19 protein-coding genes are annotated in these 16,751 nt (G+C 64.9%); 15 read left to right on the top strand and 4 right to left on the bottom strand.

What is annotated here, in order from left to right; all coding sequences use genetic code 11:
• Window positions 1-94: 94 nt before the first annotated feature.
• Window positions 95-595, bottom strand: a complete 501-nt coding sequence (locus H3Z74_RS15525; RefSeq protein WP_187760498.1) for a GNAT family N-acetyltransferase — start codon at window positions 593-595, stop codon at window positions 95-97.
• 52 nt (window positions 596-647) lie between these two features.
• Window positions 648-983 (bottom strand): hypothetical protein, encoded by a 336-nt coding sequence (locus H3Z74_RS15520; RefSeq protein ID WP_187760497.1) that lies wholly within the window; start codon window positions 981-983, stop codon window positions 648-650.
• Between the two features lie 94 nt (window positions 984-1,077).
• Here H3Z74_RS15520 and H3Z74_RS15515 point away from each other — a divergent pair, with 94 nt between their 5' ends.
• The 9 genes from H3Z74_RS15515 to H3Z74_RS15475 all read left to right on the top strand — a co-directional run bounded on the left by H3Z74_RS15515 (window position 1,078) and on the right by H3Z74_RS15475 (window position 7,852).
• Window positions 1,078-2,013, top strand: a complete 936-nt coding sequence (locus H3Z74_RS15515) for a LysR family transcriptional regulator (RefSeq protein WP_187764355.1) — start codon at window positions 1,078-1,080, stop codon at window positions 2,011-2,013.
• Window positions 2,014-2,161: 148 nt separating this feature from the next.
• Window positions 2,162-2,872: an SDR family NAD(P)-dependent oxidoreductase gene (locus tag H3Z74_RS15510; RefSeq protein WP_187760496.1), complete on the top strand. Its 711-nt coding sequence runs from the start codon at window positions 2,162-2,164 to the stop codon at window positions 2,870-2,872.
• 12 nt (window positions 2,873-2,884) lie between these two features.
• Window positions 2,885-3,121 (top strand): tautomerase family protein, encoded by a 237-nt coding sequence (locus tag H3Z74_RS15505; protein ID WP_187760495.1) that lies wholly within the window; start codon window positions 2,885-2,887, stop codon window positions 3,119-3,121.
• A 444-nt stretch (window positions 3,122-3,565) separates the two neighbouring features.
• Window positions 3,566-4,192, top strand: a complete 627-nt coding sequence (locus H3Z74_RS15500; RefSeq protein ID WP_187760494.1) for a M23 family metallopeptidase — start codon at window positions 3,566-3,568, stop codon at window positions 4,190-4,192.
• Window positions 4,193-4,287: 95 nt separating this feature from the next.
• Window positions 4,288-4,551: a hypothetical protein gene (locus tag H3Z74_RS15495; protein WP_187760493.1), complete on the top strand. Its 264-nt coding sequence runs from the start codon at window positions 4,288-4,290 to the stop codon at window positions 4,549-4,551.
• 27 nt (window positions 4,552-4,578) lie between these two features.
• Entirely contained in the window at window positions 4,579-5,652 is a 1,074-nt protein-coding gene (locus H3Z74_RS15490) for a suppressor of fused domain protein (RefSeq protein ID WP_187760492.1), read from the top strand.
• 83 nt (window positions 5,653-5,735) lie between these two features.
• Window positions 5,736-6,050, top strand: a complete 315-nt coding sequence (locus H3Z74_RS15485) for a hypothetical protein (RefSeq protein ID WP_229726612.1) — start codon at window positions 5,736-5,738, stop codon at window positions 6,048-6,050.
• Between the two features lie 99 nt (window positions 6,051-6,149).
• Window positions 6,150-6,563 carry a glycine zipper 2TM domain-containing protein gene (locus tag H3Z74_RS15480; RefSeq protein WP_187760491.1) on the top strand — a complete coding sequence of 138 codons (414 nt, stop codon included), beginning with the start codon at window positions 6,150-6,152 and terminating at the stop codon, window positions 6,561-6,563.
• A 74-nt stretch (window positions 6,564-6,637) separates the two neighbouring features.
• Complete coding sequence (locus H3Z74_RS15475; RefSeq protein ID WP_187760490.1) at window positions 6,638-7,852, top strand: hypothetical protein; 1,215 nt, start codon at window positions 6,638-6,640, stop codon at window positions 7,850-7,852.
• A 367-nt stretch (window positions 7,853-8,219) separates the two neighbouring features.
• Here H3Z74_RS15475 and H3Z74_RS15470 read toward each other — a convergent pair whose 3' ends face one another.
• Entirely contained in the window at window positions 8,220-8,816 is a 597-nt protein-coding gene (locus H3Z74_RS15470) for a DUF4126 domain-containing protein (RefSeq protein ID WP_187760489.1), read from the bottom strand.
• Window positions 8,813-9,478 carry a TMEM175 family protein gene (locus tag H3Z74_RS15465; RefSeq protein WP_187760488.1) on the bottom strand — a complete coding sequence of 222 codons (666 nt, stop codon included), beginning with the start codon at window positions 9,476-9,478 and terminating at the stop codon, window positions 8,813-8,815. Before H3Z74_RS15465 ends, H3Z74_RS15470 begins: the two co-directional genes overlap by 4 nt.
• A 171-nt stretch (window positions 9,479-9,649) precedes the next feature.
• Between H3Z74_RS15465 and H3Z74_RS15460 the strand changes: the two genes are divergently transcribed.
• From H3Z74_RS15460 to H3Z74_RS15435, 6 genes are all read left to right on the top strand, one after another.
• Window positions 9,650-12,190, top strand: coding sequence for a penicillin-binding protein 1A (locus tag H3Z74_RS15460; protein WP_187760487.1), 2,541 nt, complete (start codon window positions 9,650-9,652; stop codon window positions 12,188-12,190).
• A 96-nt stretch (window positions 12,191-12,286) separates the two neighbouring features.
• Window positions 12,287-13,414 carry a peptide chain release factor 2 gene (prfB, locus tag H3Z74_RS15455; protein ID WP_187760486.1) on the top strand — a complete coding sequence of 376 codons (1,128 nt, stop codon included), beginning with the start codon at window positions 12,287-12,289 and terminating at the stop codon, window positions 13,412-13,414.
• 38 nt (window positions 13,415-13,452) lie between these two features.
• Complete coding sequence (locus tag H3Z74_RS15450; RefSeq protein ID WP_187764353.1) at window positions 13,453-14,196, top strand: class I SAM-dependent methyltransferase; 744 nt, start codon at window positions 13,453-13,455, stop codon at window positions 14,194-14,196.
• Entirely contained in the window at window positions 14,196-14,990 is a 795-nt protein-coding gene (locus tag H3Z74_RS15445; RefSeq protein ID WP_187764352.1) for a thymidylate synthase, read from the top strand. Before H3Z74_RS15450 ends, H3Z74_RS15445 begins: the two co-directional genes overlap by 1 nt.
• Complete coding sequence (locus H3Z74_RS15440; protein ID WP_187760485.1) at window positions 14,987-15,457, top strand: dihydrofolate reductase; 471 nt, start codon at window positions 14,987-14,989, stop codon at window positions 15,455-15,457. The genes H3Z74_RS15445 and H3Z74_RS15440 overlap by 4 nt, the downstream gene beginning before the upstream one ends.
• Before the next feature lie 75 nt (window positions 15,458-15,532).
• On the top strand, window positions 15,533-16,699 hold the full coding sequence (locus tag H3Z74_RS15435) for a dipeptidase (RefSeq protein WP_187760484.1): 1,167 nt from the start codon (window positions 15,533-15,535) through the stop codon (window positions 16,697-16,699).
• Window positions 16,700-16,751 lie beyond the last annotated feature (52 nt).

Genomic DNA, 16,751 nt, shown 5'->3' with positions numbered 1-16,751 from the left:
AACCCGCCAGCCTCCGTCAAGCGGCCGCCGCCCTCTCGGATAGCGCGCTCCCCTCGGCCCGGATCTTCTGCCGCCCCGTCACCGGTGATGTGCCTCACAGCCAGCGATGCATCACGTTCAGCGCCACATCGCCATGCACCGGATGCGCGAACGCGCCCGGCACCACGCCGACGATCTCGAACCCAAGCGATTGCCACAGATATATGGCGGGCTCATTGGTCGACACTACCGCGTTGAACTGCATCGCGCGGAATCCGGCCGACCGCGCCCAGTCGATCGCCGCTTCGCCCAGCGCCCGCCCGACGCCACGCCCGCGCCCCGCCGGTGCGACCATGAAGCTGGCATTGGCGACATGGCTGCCCGGCCCGGCCTGATTGCGCGTCACCTTTGCCGTGCCGAGGATCGGCCCCGCCGCATCGACCGCCACCATCGTCCGCCCCGACGGCGGCACCATCCACAGCGTTTGTCCGGCCGGCTCATCGAGGTCGACCGGATAGGTATAGGTGTCCCCTGCCGCGGCGACCGCCCGCATGATCGGCCAGATCGCCGGCCAGTCGTCCAGTGTCGCGGTGCGGATGATCAGGCCATGGGCCACGAAGGTCTCCTTTCGCCGGCCGGTACGGCAGGCCGGCTCATATCGCAAACCGCTATCCGAAGATCGCCACCCCTTCGCCGATGCGCTGCGCGATCGCCGAGAGCGAGAGCAGCATGACCAGCCCGACGCTCAACGCGCCAAGCACGAGGCACAGTGTCAGCCTCCGCAGTGGCGCAGCGGCATCGCGCGCCTGATTCAAAACGCGCATCAGATAGAGTTGAGTGAAGAAGGTCAGCGTGCCGATCAGGGCGTAGACCATGGCCACCGTCAGGCTGATCAGCAGCACCGCGCTGCCATCGCTCATCACAGCACCATTGCCGGCGATGATCAGCGCATTGGCCCAGCATAATGCCGCGACGAGCAGGAAAATCATGCGAAGGACCGCCATCACCGCTTCCTTGTCCCGGCTAGGTGAAGAACCCGCTATCGCAGGCGTCGACAAGGCGCGCAAAGGCCATATCCTTGTCGTGCGGAGAAAGACCATGGACCGGATCGAAGCGATGAAGGTGTTCATCGCCGCGCTTGACGAAGGCAGCCTGGCCGGCGCGGGGCGGCGGCTCGGGCGGTCGCCGGCTGCGGTCAGCCGCGCGATCGCCTTTCTGGAGGCGCATGTCGGAGCCGAACTGCTTCACCGCACCACGCGCACGATGAAACTCAGCGAAGCGGGGGAGCGCTATGCCGCCGCCTGCCGGCGCGTGCTGGTCGACCTGGAAGAAGCCGATTTGTCCGCCGCGGATGAGCGCGCTGCGCCGCGTGGGACGCTCACCATCACTGCTCCGCCGATCAGCGGCGAGGAAATCCTGCGCCCGATCGTCGATGCCTATCTGGAGGCATTCCCGGCGGTCTCGGTGAATCTGGTCCTGCTCGACCGTCACGCCAATCTGGTCGAGGAAGGTGTCGATATCGCGCTGCGCGTTGGCGAACTTCCGGATTCGTCACTGGTTGCGATCCGCGTCGGCGGCGATGTGAAGCGCGTGATCGTCGCGTCGCCGCGCTATCTGGCGGCGCATCCGCGCATCGTCGAGCCGGGCGATCTGGCCCGACACCGCATCGTCACCACCACGCATTTCGGCCATGACAGCTGGGTCTTCCCGCCGGCGCCGGGCGCGTCGGTTGCGCGATCGGTCCACTTCAAGCCGCGGCTGGTCGTCAACAGCGTCAGGGCAGCGCTTGCCTCGGCGGTCGGCGGTCATGGCGTGACGCGGCTCTATACCTATCATGTGGCGGAGCGGGTGCTGGACGGATCGCTGCAGATCGTGCTGCGCGATGCCGAGCCACCGCCGCTGCCGGTCCATCTGGTGCTGCCGAATGGTCGCACCCTGGTGCCCAAGGTTCGCGCATTCGTCGATTTCGCCGCCCCCCGGTTGCGCGCTGAGTTCGCGCGGCTCTCCGCCGAAGCCGGCGCGTTCCGGCCCTAGGCGCTTTCATTATTATTGCGTTTTTAGGAAGAGTGATCGTCGTACGACGAATATTCTGCCGATCCATGATCGACTCTAAATGAGAGTCACCGGCCCGGACAGGCCGCCAGCGGCACTATCGCTCGCTGGGTAATCATCGAGGCAGATCATGAGCAATCAACAAAAAGTCGCCATCGTCACAGGCGCATCGCAAGGCATCGGCGCCGCAGTGGTCAAGGCGTATCGCGACCGGAATTACCGCGTCGTCGCAACATCGCGTTCGATCCGGCAGGGCAGCGATCCCGACATCGTCGCGGTCGCTGGCGATATTGGCGACCCCGCGACGGCCGAGCGCGTCGTCGCCGAAGCCCTGTCGCGCTTCGGGCGCATCGACACGCTGGTCAACAGCGCCGGCATCTTCCTGGCCAAGCCGTTCACCGACTACACGATCGAGGATTTTTCCGCGGCGATATCGACCAACGTCGCCGGCGTGTTCCATATCTCGCAGCGCGTCGCCGCCGAGATGCTGAAGCAGGAAGCCGGTCATATCGTCAACATCACGACCAGCCTGACCGATCAGGCGATTGCCGGCGTTCCGACCCTGCTCGCCAATCTGACCAAGGGTGGGATCAATTCCGCGACCAAAGCGCTGGCCATCGAATATGCCACGCGCGGCATCCGGGTGAACGCCGTGTCGCCCGGCGTGATCAAGACCCCGATGCACGCGCCGGAAACCCATGAGTTCCTGGCCGGGCTCCACCCGGTCAAGCGCATGGGCGAGATCCGCGATATCGTCGACGCAATCCTCTATCTCGAATCCGCCGCCTTCGTGACCGGCGAGATTCTCCATGTCGATGGCGGCCAGAGCGCCGGCCACTAAGAGGAGGATGTCATGCCGATCGTCACCATCCAGGTCACGCGCGAAGGATCCGGCCCCGGGCGCGCTTCCGTCACGGCGGAAGAAAAGGCGAAACTGATCGCCGGCGTCAGCCAGCTGCTGCTCGATGTGCTGCACAAGCCGCTGGAATCGACCTTTGTCGTCATTGAGGAAGTCGATACCGACAATTGGGGCTGGGGCGGCTTGCCCGCGCTGGAATACCGCAAGAAGCGCGCAGCGGGCGGGACCTGATCGAATCGGAGGTCGGCGGTGATGCGCCGGCCTCCACTCCATATCGATTCAACGCATCGCGCATCCTGGCAATATCGGAGCGACCGGGGCGATGCGCGTCCCGACCGCTCTTTCTCATCCTGAAACAAGCGATCCTCATGCTTCCGGCGGAAATGACCTCTGTTTCCGCCCGCTGTTGACCGCTGTTCCTGCCCTGTCCCACCCCTGTTATCGCGCAGTTCCACCGCTGTTCTGGATAACAGCGGTGAAGGCCGCCAAGGCACTGAAAACAAGCTGGTAATTCGCTCGGGGAAGCCAACTTAACAGGGGTGGCTTTTTTATTTATGCCGGAACAGGGATAAGCGGGGTGTCGCCATGTGCATGCCGGTCTTGTTTGGCACGGCGACAGGCCCGAAAGAGCGCCGGAGACTGGCCTTTCGGGCCGTAACGAATGGGAGAGATTCGATGTGGCCGGCCAAATTGACTCTCATTCTCGGGGCACCCGTGCTGCTCGCGGCTGCCGATACGGTCGCGGCGCCTGAAACCGGCGCGAGCCAGGGACAATACCGGCTCCCTTATGAAGACGGCACGACGGTGAAGGTGTTCGACGATTTTACCTCGCACCGGCCGGTCGGCCGAGTGGATCTCTTCGCCGTCGCGGGGGCCAGGCCCTATAAGGTGCTGGCCGCTGCGGACGGTGTGGTGAAGGCGATCCAGAACGGCTTTTCCGAACAGCTGTCCGGCCGCGCGGCCAAAGATTGCCACAATAATTATGTCTGGATCGCTCACGCCAATGGCGAATGGTCCAATTACTCGCATGTCGCTCATGGCTCGGTGGCCGCTGCCGGGTTGCGCGTCGGCGACCGGGTCAAGGCCGGGCAGGTGATCGGCATCGAGGGGGCGGTGGGATGCGCGATGCTCGACCATGTCCATTTCGAGATCGCGGTTCCATCCTCGGTCGCCCCGCTCGACGCCAATGGTTTCCTGACCGACAATGACGGCGGCAGGCGCGAACGCAATCCGCGCTTTTGCGGGCTCGGCGATCATCCGGCGGTCAAGGGCCAGACCTATACCGCCCGCCCATGCGGTTGACCCTGCGGTCACCGTAGGGAAGGCGCAGTCCTGTCGCGGTTGAGTATCGACCACGCCCCCGCTAGCCTCACGGTACAGGGGCGGGGACCGGGATCATGGGCGATGCGATCGGATTGTTGATACTTCTGGCGTGCGTCGCCTTTCCCTTCGTCGCGATGCCGCTGCTGTGGCGGCGCATGAAACGCGTACGCAACCAGGCTTATATTCGCAGCGAGCCGGTGTCGCATCAGCCGGCCTGGCAAGAACCGATCCGCTCCGAAAACGGTCTCGACCTTGGTCGCGCGAACAGCCCCAATGACGACCTGATCGGGCTGGGCGACAAGGCGACACAGGCGCGCTGGCCGCTCGACAATCAGTGAGTTGGCGTTCGAAACCGGAAAGCAACGATGGCGACACCAGACGATCCGCAAGATGATGCCACGCCGGGCTGGGATGCGATCACCGCAGCCTTTGAGCCGCTCTATCCCGGTCAGGAGCCGAGGCATGTCGGCCCGGTCATACCCTGGCAATTCAATGGCAATGATCCGCTTGACGGCATCAGCGCGTGGCAGCGCCTGGAGCCGGTGCCGCACTGGCATTTCGTCAGCTACGGCCTGTCCGAACTTTACGACAAGGCGTCCGACAACCCCGCACTTAGCGGCTATGGGTTCGAGCTGACGTTCCGCCTTGCCTGCGACCCCGACGAGGTCGATCCACCGGCCTGGGCATTCAGCCTGTTCCAGAATCTCGCCCGGTATGTCTTCCAGAGCGGCAATGTCTTCGAGGACGGCCATTGGATGAATCTCAACGGCCCCATCGCGCTGGGAAGCGATACGCTGATCGGCTCGCTTGCGTTTGTGCTCGATCCGGAAGTGCCGCAGATCGACACGCCCCATGGCCGTGTCGCGTTCATCCAGCTCGTCGGGCTGACCGTGGACGAGGAGGCGGCAGGAAAGCGCTGGGATGCCCGCAAGATGCTGGACACGCTGCTTCCGCATATGCCGCTGTGGATCACCGACATCTCCCGGGCGTCGCTGCTCGACCGGGACGACATCCGCGCGGCGCTCGATGCGGGGTCGGCGCGCGACGGGTCCTCGACCGCCATGCTGTTCAACGAAGCGCTCGGCTGGACACAGCGGAGCCGGTTGCTCCGCACCGACCTGACCACCATCACGATCGGCGCCAATCATGTCGAGAATATCCTCACATTGCTGCGGCTCCGCCTGCCGTTCGGCAATGAGTTGCGTCTCATCGGCCCGGAAAAATACATCATGATCGAGCCGGGCGAGGCCAACGGCCTGGTGCCGGAGAAAGAACAGCTCCGCGTGACGCTGACCAGAGCGACGGTCGACGCGCTCGCCACCACGCTGCGCCCGCGTGCCGGCATTTATACCGTGCCCGGCCTGGACACGGTGCGCTGGGACATCCGCCAGACTCAGATCAAGGATGCAGAGGGCAAGGTGGTCGAAACGATCGGCTGAGGGCGTGTCGCGGCGTCCCGCGAGGAACGCCGCGACACGCCATCCGTTGAACGGCGGAACGCACATCATCCGGAGCCCCGATCATGGCCGACACCCGAACCCCCAGGCCCACCGCCAGGAAGTCCTCTCGTCGCGCGCGCAAGACCTCGACCGCATTGTCGATCGGTGCGGCGGTGCTGACGGTCGGCGCGGGGCTCGCCGCCTGGCTCGCCCGGCGCCAGATTGCCGCCTGGGTCGCCCCCGGATCGGCGGAGCATGATGCGCCCGATCTCGCACTCGATCAGCCGCGCCCTGCCGCCGGCGACCGCGCGCCGGTCGACTTCCGCCCCGACATCGGCGCCCCGATGTCGCCTGCCGAACGCGAGGCGCTGCGTCCCGCGCCCGGCCCGGCCGGCTGAGAGGCGAGAGCCATAGCTTGTCCTCCCTGCGGAATCTTATCGGGAACGCAACGAATACGCCGCTCGCGCATTACCCCAGTACCAAAGAGGAGAGAAGCAATGCGCGCACTCACGCTTGGCCTTGTCGCCGCGGCGACCATGGTCACCGGCTGTGTCGGGACCGACGATGGCGGGATGGACCCGCGATATCGCAGCTATAGCCAATATGACTATGATCGCCCCGATCCCTCCTATAACGGCTATGATGCCGGGCGTTATTATCGCGAGGACAATCGCCGCTATCGCGAACGTCGTCTGAGCAGCAATGATCGCGTCTATCGCGGCCAGGACGGGCGCTATTATTGCCGACGCAATGACGGCACCACCGGCCTGATCGTCGGCGGTATCGCTGGCGGCGTGCTCGGCAGCCTCATCGCCCCCGGCGGTTCGGGCGTGCTCGGTGCACTGATCGGCGGCGCTGGCGGTGCGGTTGCCGGCAAGGCGATCGACAAGGACGGCGCACGCTGCCGCTGAGGCGCGCCTGACCGCATTTTGACCCCCTGCCCCGTCCCGTAGTATCCGGGACGGGGCAGGGCGGGGGTGCGGCAATGAGCGATCTGACGGTGAGTGCCAGTGGCGGTGCGGTCGAACCGCAAACCGCGGGCAGTCCTCCCGCGCGCTCGCTGAAGCAGCGCGGGGTCGAGCTATGGGGCAAGACTCGCACCGGCCTGTCCGATGGGCTCGATGTGGCGGGCGCCTCGATCCAAAGCGTCCATCGCCGCTTGATGCTGGTGATCGCCGCGCTGTTTGCCATCCTCATGCTCGGCGCAATATTCCGCAGCATCGGCTGGCCGCAGCTCAACTATGCGTTGATCGGGCTGTTCGGTGCGGGTGCGCTCTACGCATTTCTCAGCCCGGTGCATGTTGTCGGCGTGCTGCTGGTCAGCGGTGGTGTCGGCATGGTCAGGGGCGTGGATGGCGCCCGCGACGCATTGCTCGGTTACGCCCGTTTGCTCGGCCGCGCCTTTCTTGCCTTCCTGCTGCCGTTGTTCCTGTTTGCGCAGGGGCGCGGCGACATGTCGCTGGGGACCTCGCTGCGGCTGATCCTATTCGCGCCGATCGCATTGCTCGCCATGTGGCTGTTCGGACGCGCCGCGCCGAAGGTCGAGCGGCTGGTCTTTCTGGTCGTGCCGCTCGCCGCGCTGGTGCTGGCGGCCGCCAATATGATCGTGCCGCAAGGCACGCTCGCCCGGATCGGCATCCCCGCCTGGCTGCGCGCCGAACGTCCGCAGGACGACGAACTCGCCCGGGTCGAATTATTGCTCGAAAAGCGCCGCAACGAGGCACGCGCCGAACAACTGCGCGCGATCCGGGTGAAGATCGAATCCGGCACTGTGCTCACGCCTGGGGATGAGGCCGTGGTCGCCGCCGCTCAGGCCGACCGTGTCACGCTGACCGGCTGGGTAGGCAAGCAATATGACGAGGTACTTACCGGCCTGCGCCAGCGCGTCGCCGCCCGCGCCGCCGGGGCGAAGCAGGCCGCCTCGGCCGGCGCCATGCCGACCGGATCGATCTTCGCTCCGCGCAAGGGCTGGTCGACGGTGGTGGCGAGCCCGGCTGGTTATCGGCTCTGCGCGACGAGCGAGCGCCGCTTCGTCAGTCAATGCCATCTGCGCGGCCGCAGCGCCGACCTATGGTATGCCGAGGACTCCGACATGTGCGATCCAGCCCGGATCGACATGACCCGTTTCCGCGGCACGACGGCCAAGCAGGAAGTGGGGTATCGCTTCGTGCGGTCGGGCGAGGCGTGCGCGAGGAAATAGCCCTCGTTGAAATGGCGCAAGATCTCGGGTCGGACGATCCCCTCGGTGTTCACCCAAAGCGATTCAATGAAGCTGCGGGATGCAGCACTGCTACGGTCGGACGAAACGCCGGTCAGGCGCTCTTGTCCCGCTCTTTGACATGGCCGCGAAGCACCGGGCGATCATCCCCCTGTTTTGATCGCAACGGCCCCTGTTATTGCCCCTGTTCCACCCCTGTTTGCATAACAGGGGCCGGTCCAGCCAAGTTGCTGAAAACAAACGCGCAACCCCGCAATCGAATCCAACATAACAGGGGCGAGAAAATACAATGCCGAAAACAGGGGATAACAGGGGCGGGCAGCCGATCGCGGCGGGGTGGAAATCGGGCCTAACCCGTCTTCGCCTTCGGTCCGATCAATCTCGCCAGCATTCGCCGCAGCACCACCAGCGCCGCCACGGCAGCGCCGACAATGCCCAGCGCGATCACCACCGCCGCGATCGGGTTGGCTAGTGCGAGGACCAGCAGCCCGCCGGTCGCGACATCCTCGCCGGTTGACACGACCACATTGCTCACCGGCTCGGGGCTGGCATTGACCACCGCGCGGGTGCCCGCCTTGGCGCTGTGCGTCAGCAATGAGGCGCCGCCGCCGAGCAGGACGGCGATCACTTGCCATTCGGGCTTGCTTGGGTCGACGATCGCCAGCGCGAGCAGCGCGCCGCCGACCGGGCGCACCAAAGTGTGGACCGCGTCCCAGGCGCTGTCGATCCACATCACCTTGTCGGCGGCGAACTCGATCAGCGCGAGCAGGCCGGCCACGCCCAGCACCCAGGGATTGGCCAGTATGTCGAGCTGCATCAGGTGATCGGGCAGGGGTACCCAGCCGGTGCGCATCGCCAGCCCGACCGCGAACACGCAGAGATAGAGCCGCCACCCGGCAAGCAGGCTGACGCTGGCCGCGACGCCGAGGATCTCGACGATGCTCATGCCGCCGCTGCTCTGGCCTTGCGTGCGACCTGCCGGTCTACCCGTCGCAGGAACAGCCGCTGCCAGATCGGGATGGTGAGCAGCCCCATCTGGCTGAAACGCGGATCGATGAACGCGATCAACAGCGCGCACAGCGCGCCGAAGATCACCGTCCCGCTGCGCGCGCGGACATAGGCGATCATCTCGGGCGAGACATCGGCAGCGACCACGGGCGCCGAGGTCACGATGAACATCAATCGCCGGTTGAAGAGCCCGGTCAGCAGCAATGTTGCGGCATACAGCACCGAAGGCACCAAAGTGCCGGTATTGGCGCTCATGAATGCGGTCGCGAACGGCATGAATACTATCAGGCACAGCACCATCAGATTGGCGCCGACCAGCCGCTCCGAATAATGCGCGGCGAGCCCGAACATGCGATGATGCGCAGCCCAGAACGCGCCGATCACGAAGAAGCTGACGATAAATCCGAAGAAGTTCGGTATCAGGTGCCACAGCGCTTCAAGATAGGCATGATGCGGCGATCCAGGCGGCAGGTCGGGGACGTGCACTTCGATGATCAGCAAGGTGATGGCGATCGCGAACACCGCATCGGAGAAGAAGATCAACCGTTCGAGCGAATGCTCGGGGCCGCTCGGCCGATCGCCCTTTGCGCGTGTCGTCATGATCCGCCTTTTCCCCCGGAAGCGTTGCTGGCGGTAGCTTAGCCCGGGTGGAGCAGGGTGCAAGCCGCCAAGACGGAGCGGGGAGTGAACGATGCATGCCGAGCAATGCGGTGGGTCGTTCCAATCATCCGCTGGCAAGCCGCGTCAAACTTGCTAGAGGCTGACATAAGTATGACCGCCACCGAATCCCCCCGCGTCAAATTCCGCCTGCGTCGCGAGGTCGACGGCTTTCGCGGTTTCCTCGGACGGACCTGGGCGCGCTGGTGGGTGAAGGCGCTCGCCATCCTCGCGGGGCTGGGGATGATCGGCATCCTGCTGATCTGGCTGCTGATCGCGCGCGACCTTCCATCGGTCGACAATCTGCGCGCCTATGAGCCGCCGCTGCCGACCAATGTGCGCGGCATCGATGGCACGCCGATCCACAGCTATGCGCGCGAGCGCCGCGTCGAGCTGAGCTATGACGAATATCCGCCGCTGCTGGTGCGCGCCTTTCTGGCGGCCGAGGACAAGACCTTTTTCGAGCATCACGGCGTCGACTACCCCGGCATCGCCTCGGCGATCCTGATCAATCTGCGCAATTCCGGGCGCCCGGTCGGCGCCTCGACGATCACGCAGCAGGTCGCGAAGAACCTGCTGATCGGCAATGAGGTCAGCTATCTGCGCAAGGCGAAGGAAGCGATCCTCGCCTACCGGATCGAGGACACGCTGACCAAGCAGCAGATTCTCGAACTTTATCTCAACCAGATATTCCTCGGCCGCAACGCGTACGGCGTCGCCGCGGCGAGCCATGCTTATTTCGACAAGGATCTGGACGAACTCAGCCTGCCGCAGCTCGCCTATCTCGCGATCCTGCCCAAAGGGCCGGCCAATTACGACCCTGACCGCAGCACCGAAAAGGCGCTGAAGCGGCGCAATTTCGTGCTCAGCGAAATGCAGCGCAACGGCTTCATCACCCCGGCACAATATCAGGAAGCGGTGGTCCAGCCGATCGGCGCGGTCGCGCGGCAAAAGCCGAAGTTCGAACGCGTCAGCGGCTATTTCGTCGAAGAGGTCCGACGCGAGCTGATCGACAAGTTCGGCGAAGCGGCAGACGGTGGCCGCAACCCGTACAGCGTCTATGCCGGTGGCCTGTGGGTGCGCACGTCGCTCGACAACAAGCTGCAGACCTATGCCCAGGACGCGCTGCGCGACGGCCTGTTGCGCTATGACCGCGGGCGCGGCTGGAACGGGCCGATCCGCCATGTCGAGGTTGCCGGCGACAATTGGCTACCAGCGCTGCTCAACACCAATATCGGCCTCGACTATGCCGACTGGGTCGCGGCGATCGTGACCTCGGTCGGTGGCGACAGCGCCGGGATCGGCTTTGCCAATGGTCGCACCGGATCACTGCCGCGCTGGGCCGCACAGATGCCGGTGCGCGGTACCGGCGGCACTGCCTTTGCTGCGCTGAAGGTCGGTGACATCATTGCGGTCGCGCCTGAGGGCGGCAGTTATGCGCTGCGTGCGATCCCCAAGATTTCGGGCGGCATGGTGATCATGGAGCCATCGACCGGGCGGGTACTGGCGATGCAGGGCGGGTTCGATTCGCGGCTGCAATCCTTCAATCGCGCGACTCAGGCGATGCGCCAGCCGGGTTCGACGATCAAGCCGATCGTCTATTCCGCCGCGCTCGAGCACGGCATGACCCCGGCCTCGATCATCGTCGACGGGCCGTTCTGCGTCTATCAGGGCGGACGCCTCGGGCAGAAATGCTTCCGCAACTTCGGTGGCGGCGCCGGCTCGGGACCGCACACCATGCGCTGGGGCATCGAACAGTCGCGCAACCTGATGACGGTGCGCGCTGCCGCCACCACCGGCATGGACAAGGTCGTGGGGCTGATGGACCAGATGGGCGTGGGCAAATACCCGCCTTATCTCGCCTTTGCCTTGGGTGCGGGCGAAACCACCGTGATGCGCATGGTGAACGCCTATTCGATCCTTGAGAATCAGGGGCGAGCGCATTCGGCGACGCTGATCGACTTCGTGCAGGACCGCCATGGCAAGGTGATCTGGCCGGAGAATTGGCGCGCGTGCGACCGCTGCAACGCGCCCGACTGGAACGGGAAGCCCATGCCGCGCCCGGTCGTCCGCGGCAAGCAGGTGCTCGACGCCATGACCGCCTATCAGATGGTCCATATCACCGAAGGCGTGATTCAGCGCGGCACCGCCACGACGCTGCGTGATCTCGATCGGCCGATCTTCGGCAAGACCGGTACTTCATCGGGCCCGACCGATGTGTGGTTCATCGGCGGCACGCCGCAGATGATTGGCGGCCTGTATATCGGCTTCGACAAGCCGACCAGCATGGGCGGCTATGCGCAGGGCGGTACGCTCGCCGCGCCGATCTTCAAGCAGTTCGCGCTCAAGGCGTATGACGGAATGGAGAAGCTGCCGTTCCGCGCACCTCCCGGCATCCGTATGGTGCGCATCGACCGCGCGTCGGGCAAGCCGGTGTTCGGCGGCTGGCCGGGCACCGATCCCAAAGCCGGGATGATCTGGGAGGCGTTCAAGCCGGAGAGCGAACCGCGCCGTTCGATCAAGCGCGCCTCGCCGGAAGAACTCGCCGCCCAGGCTCAGGCCGCGGCGGTCAAGGCGCGTGCGGCGCAGGCCGAGCAGCGCAGCGAGCAACGCCGCGATACCGATTTCTTGCAAAGGGAAGGCGGAATCTACTAGTCCGCACCGTCTGTGTTATATCTATCCACCACTCTAACCTATCATCCCATGCCCGGCTTCGTTCCGGGCCCAGTTTATTGACCCGGAGTATTCCCGATGCGCGCTGAAGCGCAGGCCCATGTCGACACCATCAACGAGGCGCTGGCGCTGTTGCGTCGCTTCCTCGACTGGGACCGTGCGCTCCGCCGTCTCGACGAACTCAATGCGCGAGTCGAGGACCAGGCGCTGTGGAGCGACCCCAAGGCAGCGCAGGATGTGATGCGTGAGCGTCGCCGTCTCGAAGAGGCGATCAATGCGACGCGCGCGATCGAGAGCGAACTGGCCGATACGTCCGAGCTGATCGAGATGGCGGAGGCCGAGGGCGATACCGAGATGGAGAGCGAGGGCGTCGCCGCGCTCGCTGAACTCGCCGCACGGGCTGACCGCGACAAGGTCAAGGCGCTGCTTGCCGGTGAGGCGGATGCCAACGACACCTATATCGAGGTCAATGCCGGCGCCGGCGGGACCGAGAGCCAGGATTGGGCCGGCATGCTCAGCCGCATGTATTCCCGCTGGGGTGAGCGTCATGGGCTGAAGGTCGAACTGATCGATCAGCATTCGGGCGAACAGGCCGGGATCAAGTCCGCGACACTGCTGCTCAAGGGCGAGAACGCGTACGGCTATGCCAAGACCGAGAGCGGCGTGCACCGTCTGGTGCGGATCAGCCCCTATGACAGCGCCGCGCGGCGCCACACCAGCTTTGCCAGCGTGTGGGTCTATCCGGTGGTCGACGACAATATCGATATCGAGGTCAACGAGAGCGAGCTGCGCATCGACACCTATCGCGCGTCCGGTGCGGGCGGGCAGCACATCAACACCACGGATTCGGCGGTGCGCATCACGCACATCCCGACCAACATCGTCGTTCAGTGCCAGAACCAGCGGTCGCAGCACAAGAACAAGGCCGAGGCGATGAACCAGCTCAAGGCGCGTCTCTACGAGCGCGAGTTGCAGGCGCGCGAGGCGGTGGCCAATGCGGAGAATGCGGCCAAGACCGATATCGGTTGGGGCCACCAGATCCGCTCCTACGTCCTGCAGCCCTATCAGCTGGTCAAGGATTTGCGCACCGGCGTGACCTCGACCTCGCCGTCGGACGTGCTCGACGGCGATCTCGATGCGTTCATGGCAGCAGCGCTGTCGCAGCGCGTGACCGGAGAGGCGGTCGAGGTGGAGGACGTGGATTGATGCGTCTGATGCCCGCCCTGTGCTCGACGCGCACCATGATGCTGGTGGGGCTGGCTGGTCTGACCCTGCTCGCCGGTTGTGAACCTGGCCCGCCGCGCGTCAAGAAACCGGTCGATACGGTGGGCAAGTTCCCCGCCGCCGACCGACCGGTTGCGCATATCGTCTCGTCGCGCTGGTCGACCGAGGAAGCGCGCGACCGGCTGAACGAAGCAAGCGAGGTGATGGACAAATCGGGCATCAAGCCTGGCATGACCGTCGCCGATATCGGCGCGGGCGAGGGCTATTACACGATCCGTCTGGCGCAGCGCGTCGGCAAGGACGGTCGCGTGCTCGCCGAGGATATCGTTGCGGGCGTGCGCGATGCGCTGGCCGAACGCGTCGCGCGCGAGCGGCTCGACAATGTCAGCGTGCGTCTGGGCGAAGCGGACAATCCCAAACTCCCCGACAACAGCTTCGACCGTATCCTGATGGTGCATATGTATCATGAGATCGCCGAGCCGTATGAATTCCTGTGGCGCATGCGCGCATCGCTGCGTCCGGGCGGCGAGGTTGTGGTGGTCGATGCCAAGCGCCGCACTCAGGATCATGGTACGCCGCCGAGCCTGTTGAAATGCGAATTCGCCGCGGTCGGCTATACGCTGGTCGAGATGCACGACATGCCCTCGGCCGGCGGTTATCTCGCGGTGTTCCGCGCCGCCGGGTCGCGGCCCGAGCCCGAGGCGATCAAGCCGTGCGTCACGGTTTCATCGCCTCCTCCGGCCACGTCGGCCGCAGCCGGCTGATGCAGCCCTATCTCGCCCTGATGCAGCGCGTGCTTGATCATGGCGCGGAGCAGATGGACCGCACAGGCACCGGTACGCTCAGTGTGTTCGGGCACCAGATGCGTTTCGATCTCGCGCAGGGCTTTCCGGTGTTGACCACCAAGAAGCTGCATCTGCGCTCGATCATCGTCGAGCTGCTCTGGTTCCTGCGCGGCGACACCAACGTTCAATGGCTGCGCGATCGCAAGGTCAGCATCTGGGACGAATGGGCCGATGAGAATGGCGATCTCGGCCCGGTCTATGGCAAGCAGTGGCGCGACTGGGAGGCGGCCGATGGCCGCCATATCGACCAGATCGCCGAGCTGATCGCGCTGATCAAGCGCGACCCCGGGTCGCGCCGCCAGATCGTCACCGCCTGGAACCCCGGCGACCTGCATGCGATGGCGCTGAGCCCGTGCCATTGCCTGGTTCAGACCTATGTCGCGAATGGCAAGCTGTCGCTGCAGCTCTATCAGCGCAGCGCGGACATCTTTCTCGGCGTGCCGTTCAACATCGCCAGCTATGCGCTGCTGACCCATATGCTGGCGCAGCAATGCGGGCTTGAGGTTGGCGAATTCATCTGGACCGGTGGCGATTGCCATCTTTATTCCAACCATCTGGAACAGGCGCGCGAACAATTGTCACGCACGCCGGGGCCGCTGCCCAGGCTCGAAATCCTTCGCAAGCCCGACGCGATCGACGGCTATGAATATGAGGATTTCGCGCTGACCGGCTATGCAGCGCAAGCGCATATCAAGGCGCCGGTGGCGGTTTGATCAGCTTCCATCTCGCCCGTGCCGACAATGGCGTGATCGGCCGCGACGGCAAACTGCCCTGGCATCTCCCCGCCGATCTCAGGCGCTTCAAGGCGCAGACCATGGGCAAGCCGATGGTGATGGGGCGCAAGACGTTCGAGAGCTTTCCGAGCCCGCTGCCTGGGCGACGGCACATCGTGCTGACCCGCGACCGAGAGTGGACGGCACCGGGTGCGGAGGTTGCGCATACCCCCGACGAAGCGCTGGCCCTGGCGGGCGATGGCGACATTTCCGTAATCGGCGGGGCTGAGATATTCGCGCTGCTGCTCGACCGCGCCGACCGGATCGAGCTGACCGAAGTGCATCTCGCGCCCGAAGGTGATGCGGTAGTGGCGGCATTTATGGGCTGGAACGAGATCGCGCGCGAAGATCATCCAGCCGAAGCTGAGCGTCCGGCCTATAGCTTCGTGACCTTGGCGCGTAAGTAATCTAATCGGACCTCCGCAAAGGCGGGGGCCAGGCTGTGCTCTCGCCTTCGCGGGAGCACATCAGGAGAGGCGGCGATGAAGAAATGGCTGTGGGGCATCCTCGCCCTGATCGTCCTTGGCGCAATCGCCTTTTTCGTTTTCGCCCCGGGCCTGGTCGAGAAATCGATGAACAAGGTCGAGCCGGTCGCGCTGAAGGTCAGTCCTGGCGCGCGAGCGTTGCACGCCCGGCTGCAGGTCGCCGACATGCATGCTGATACGTTGCTATGGAAGCGCAGCCTGCTGACGCGGTCGGCGCGCGGGCAGGTCGATCTGCCACGGCTGGTCGAGGGCAATGTCGCGCTGCAGGTCTTCTCCTCGGTGACCAAGACGCCCAAGGGCCAGAATTACGACGCCAATTCCGCCGCGACCGACAATATCACGTCGCTGGTGATCGCCGATTTGCAACCGCTGCGGACGTGGAACTCGCTGCTGCAGCGCTCGCTCTGGCATGCGACCAAGCTCAATCGCTACGCTGCCGCATCGAACGGTCAGCTGCGCGTGGTTCGTACCGCGGCGGATCTCGATGCGCTGCTCGCCGCGCGCGCGGGCGGCGCGAAAATGGTCGGCGGGATGCTCTCGATCGAGGGGCTGCAGGACCTGGAAGGCAAGATCGGTAATCTCGATATCTTGTACGGCGCGGGCTTTCGCATGGCGGGCATGGCGCACTTCTTCGACAATGACGTCGCTGGATCGATGCATGGCGAGAAGAAGGGCGGGCTGACCCCGCTCGGCCGCCAGGTGATCGCGCGGATGGAGAAGCTCGGCATGATCGTCGATGTGGCGCATGCCAGCCATGAGACGGTGGCAGAGATCCTCAAGCTGGCCAAGCGCCCGGTGGTGTCGAGCCATGGCGGGGTCCGGGCGACCTGCAACGTCAATCGCAACCTGACCGATGAGGAGATCAAGGGTATTGCGGCGACCGGCGGGGTGATCGGCATCGGGTATTGGGATGCGGCGATTTGCGGCACCAGCCCGAAGCAGGTCGCGCTGGCGATTGCGCATGTCCGCGATGTGGTTGGGGTCGACCATGTCGGGCTGGGTTCGGATTTCGATGGGGCGGTGACGACCGGCTTCGATGTGAGTCAGCTTGTTGCGGTAACTCAGGCATTGCTGAATCAGGGCTTCACGCCGGAGGAGATCGGCAAGGTGATGGGCGGCAATGTGCTCAGGGTGCTGCGCGCGGGGATCGTGCCACAACCTTGATGCTAATCTCCCTCTCCCACAGGAGGAGAGGGGTTTTAGAGAGGGGGCTTTC

The sequence above is a fragment of the Sphingomonas alpina genome, assembly GCF_014490665.1.
Classification (GTDB): Bacteria; Pseudomonadota; Alphaproteobacteria; order Sphingomonadales; family Sphingomonadaceae; genus Sphingomonas; species Sphingomonas alpina.
This window is presented reverse-complemented; position numbering and strand designations above follow the sequence as displayed.

What these genes read in the sequence shown, in the direction of transcription:
- H3Z74_RS15520 (WP_187760497.1), bottom strand. Translation starts at nt 983, where the DNA reads ATGGCGGTCCTTCGCATGATTTTCCTGCTCGTCGCGGCATTATGCTGG.
- H3Z74_RS15515 (WP_187764355.1), top strand. Translation starts at nt 1,078, where the DNA reads ATGGACCGGATCGAAGCGATGAAGGTGTTCATCGCCGCGCTTGACGAA.
- H3Z74_RS15510 (WP_187760496.1), top strand. Translation starts at nt 2,162, where the DNA reads ATGAGCAATCAACAAAAAGTCGCCATCGTCACAGGCGCATCGCAAGGC.
- H3Z74_RS15505 (WP_187760495.1), top strand. Translation starts at nt 2,885, where the DNA reads ATGCCGATCGTCACCATCCAGGTCACGCGCGAAGGATCCGGCCCCGGG.
- H3Z74_RS15500 (WP_187760494.1), top strand. Translation starts at nt 3,566, where the DNA reads ATGTGGCCGGCCAAATTGACTCTCATTCTCGGGGCACCCGTGCTGCTC.
- H3Z74_RS15495 (WP_187760493.1), top strand. Translation starts at nt 4,288, where the DNA reads ATGGGCGATGCGATCGGATTGTTGATACTTCTGGCGTGCGTCGCCTTT.
- H3Z74_RS15490 (WP_187760492.1), top strand. Translation starts at nt 4,579, where the DNA reads ATGGCGACACCAGACGATCCGCAAGATGATGCCACGCCGGGCTGGGAT.
- H3Z74_RS15485 (WP_229726612.1), top strand. Translation starts at nt 5,736, where the DNA reads ATGGCCGACACCCGAACCCCCAGGCCCACCGCCAGGAAGTCCTCTCGT.
- H3Z74_RS15480 (WP_187760491.1), top strand. Translation starts at nt 6,150, where the DNA reads ATGCGCGCACTCACGCTTGGCCTTGTCGCCGCGGCGACCATGGTCACC.
- H3Z74_RS15475 (WP_187760490.1), top strand. Translation starts at nt 6,638, where the DNA reads ATGAGCGATCTGACGGTGAGTGCCAGTGGCGGTGCGGTCGAACCGCAA.
- H3Z74_RS15470 (WP_187760489.1), bottom strand. Translation starts at nt 8,816, where the DNA reads ATGAGCATCGTCGAGATCCTCGGCGTCGCGGCCAGCGTCAGCCTGCTT.
- H3Z74_RS15465 (WP_187760488.1), bottom strand. Translation starts at nt 9,478, where the DNA reads ATGACGACACGCGCAAAGGGCGATCGGCCGAGCGGCCCCGAGCATTCG.
- H3Z74_RS15460 (WP_187760487.1), top strand. Translation starts at nt 9,650, where the DNA reads ATGACCGCCACCGAATCCCCCCGCGTCAAATTCCGCCTGCGTCGCGAG.
- prfB (WP_187760486.1), top strand. Translation starts at nt 12,287, where the DNA reads ATGCGCGCTGAAGCGCAGGCCCATGTCGACACCATCAACGAGGCGCTG.
- H3Z74_RS15450 (WP_187764353.1), top strand. Translation starts at nt 13,453, where the DNA reads ATGCTGGTGGGGCTGGCTGGTCTGACCCTGCTCGCCGGTTGTGAACCT.
- H3Z74_RS15445 (WP_187764352.1), top strand. Translation starts at nt 14,196, where the DNA reads ATGCAGCCCTATCTCGCCCTGATGCAGCGCGTGCTTGATCATGGCGCG.
- H3Z74_RS15435 (WP_187760484.1), top strand. Translation starts at nt 15,533, where the DNA reads ATGAAGAAATGGCTGTGGGGCATCCTCGCCCTGATCGTCCTTGGCGCA.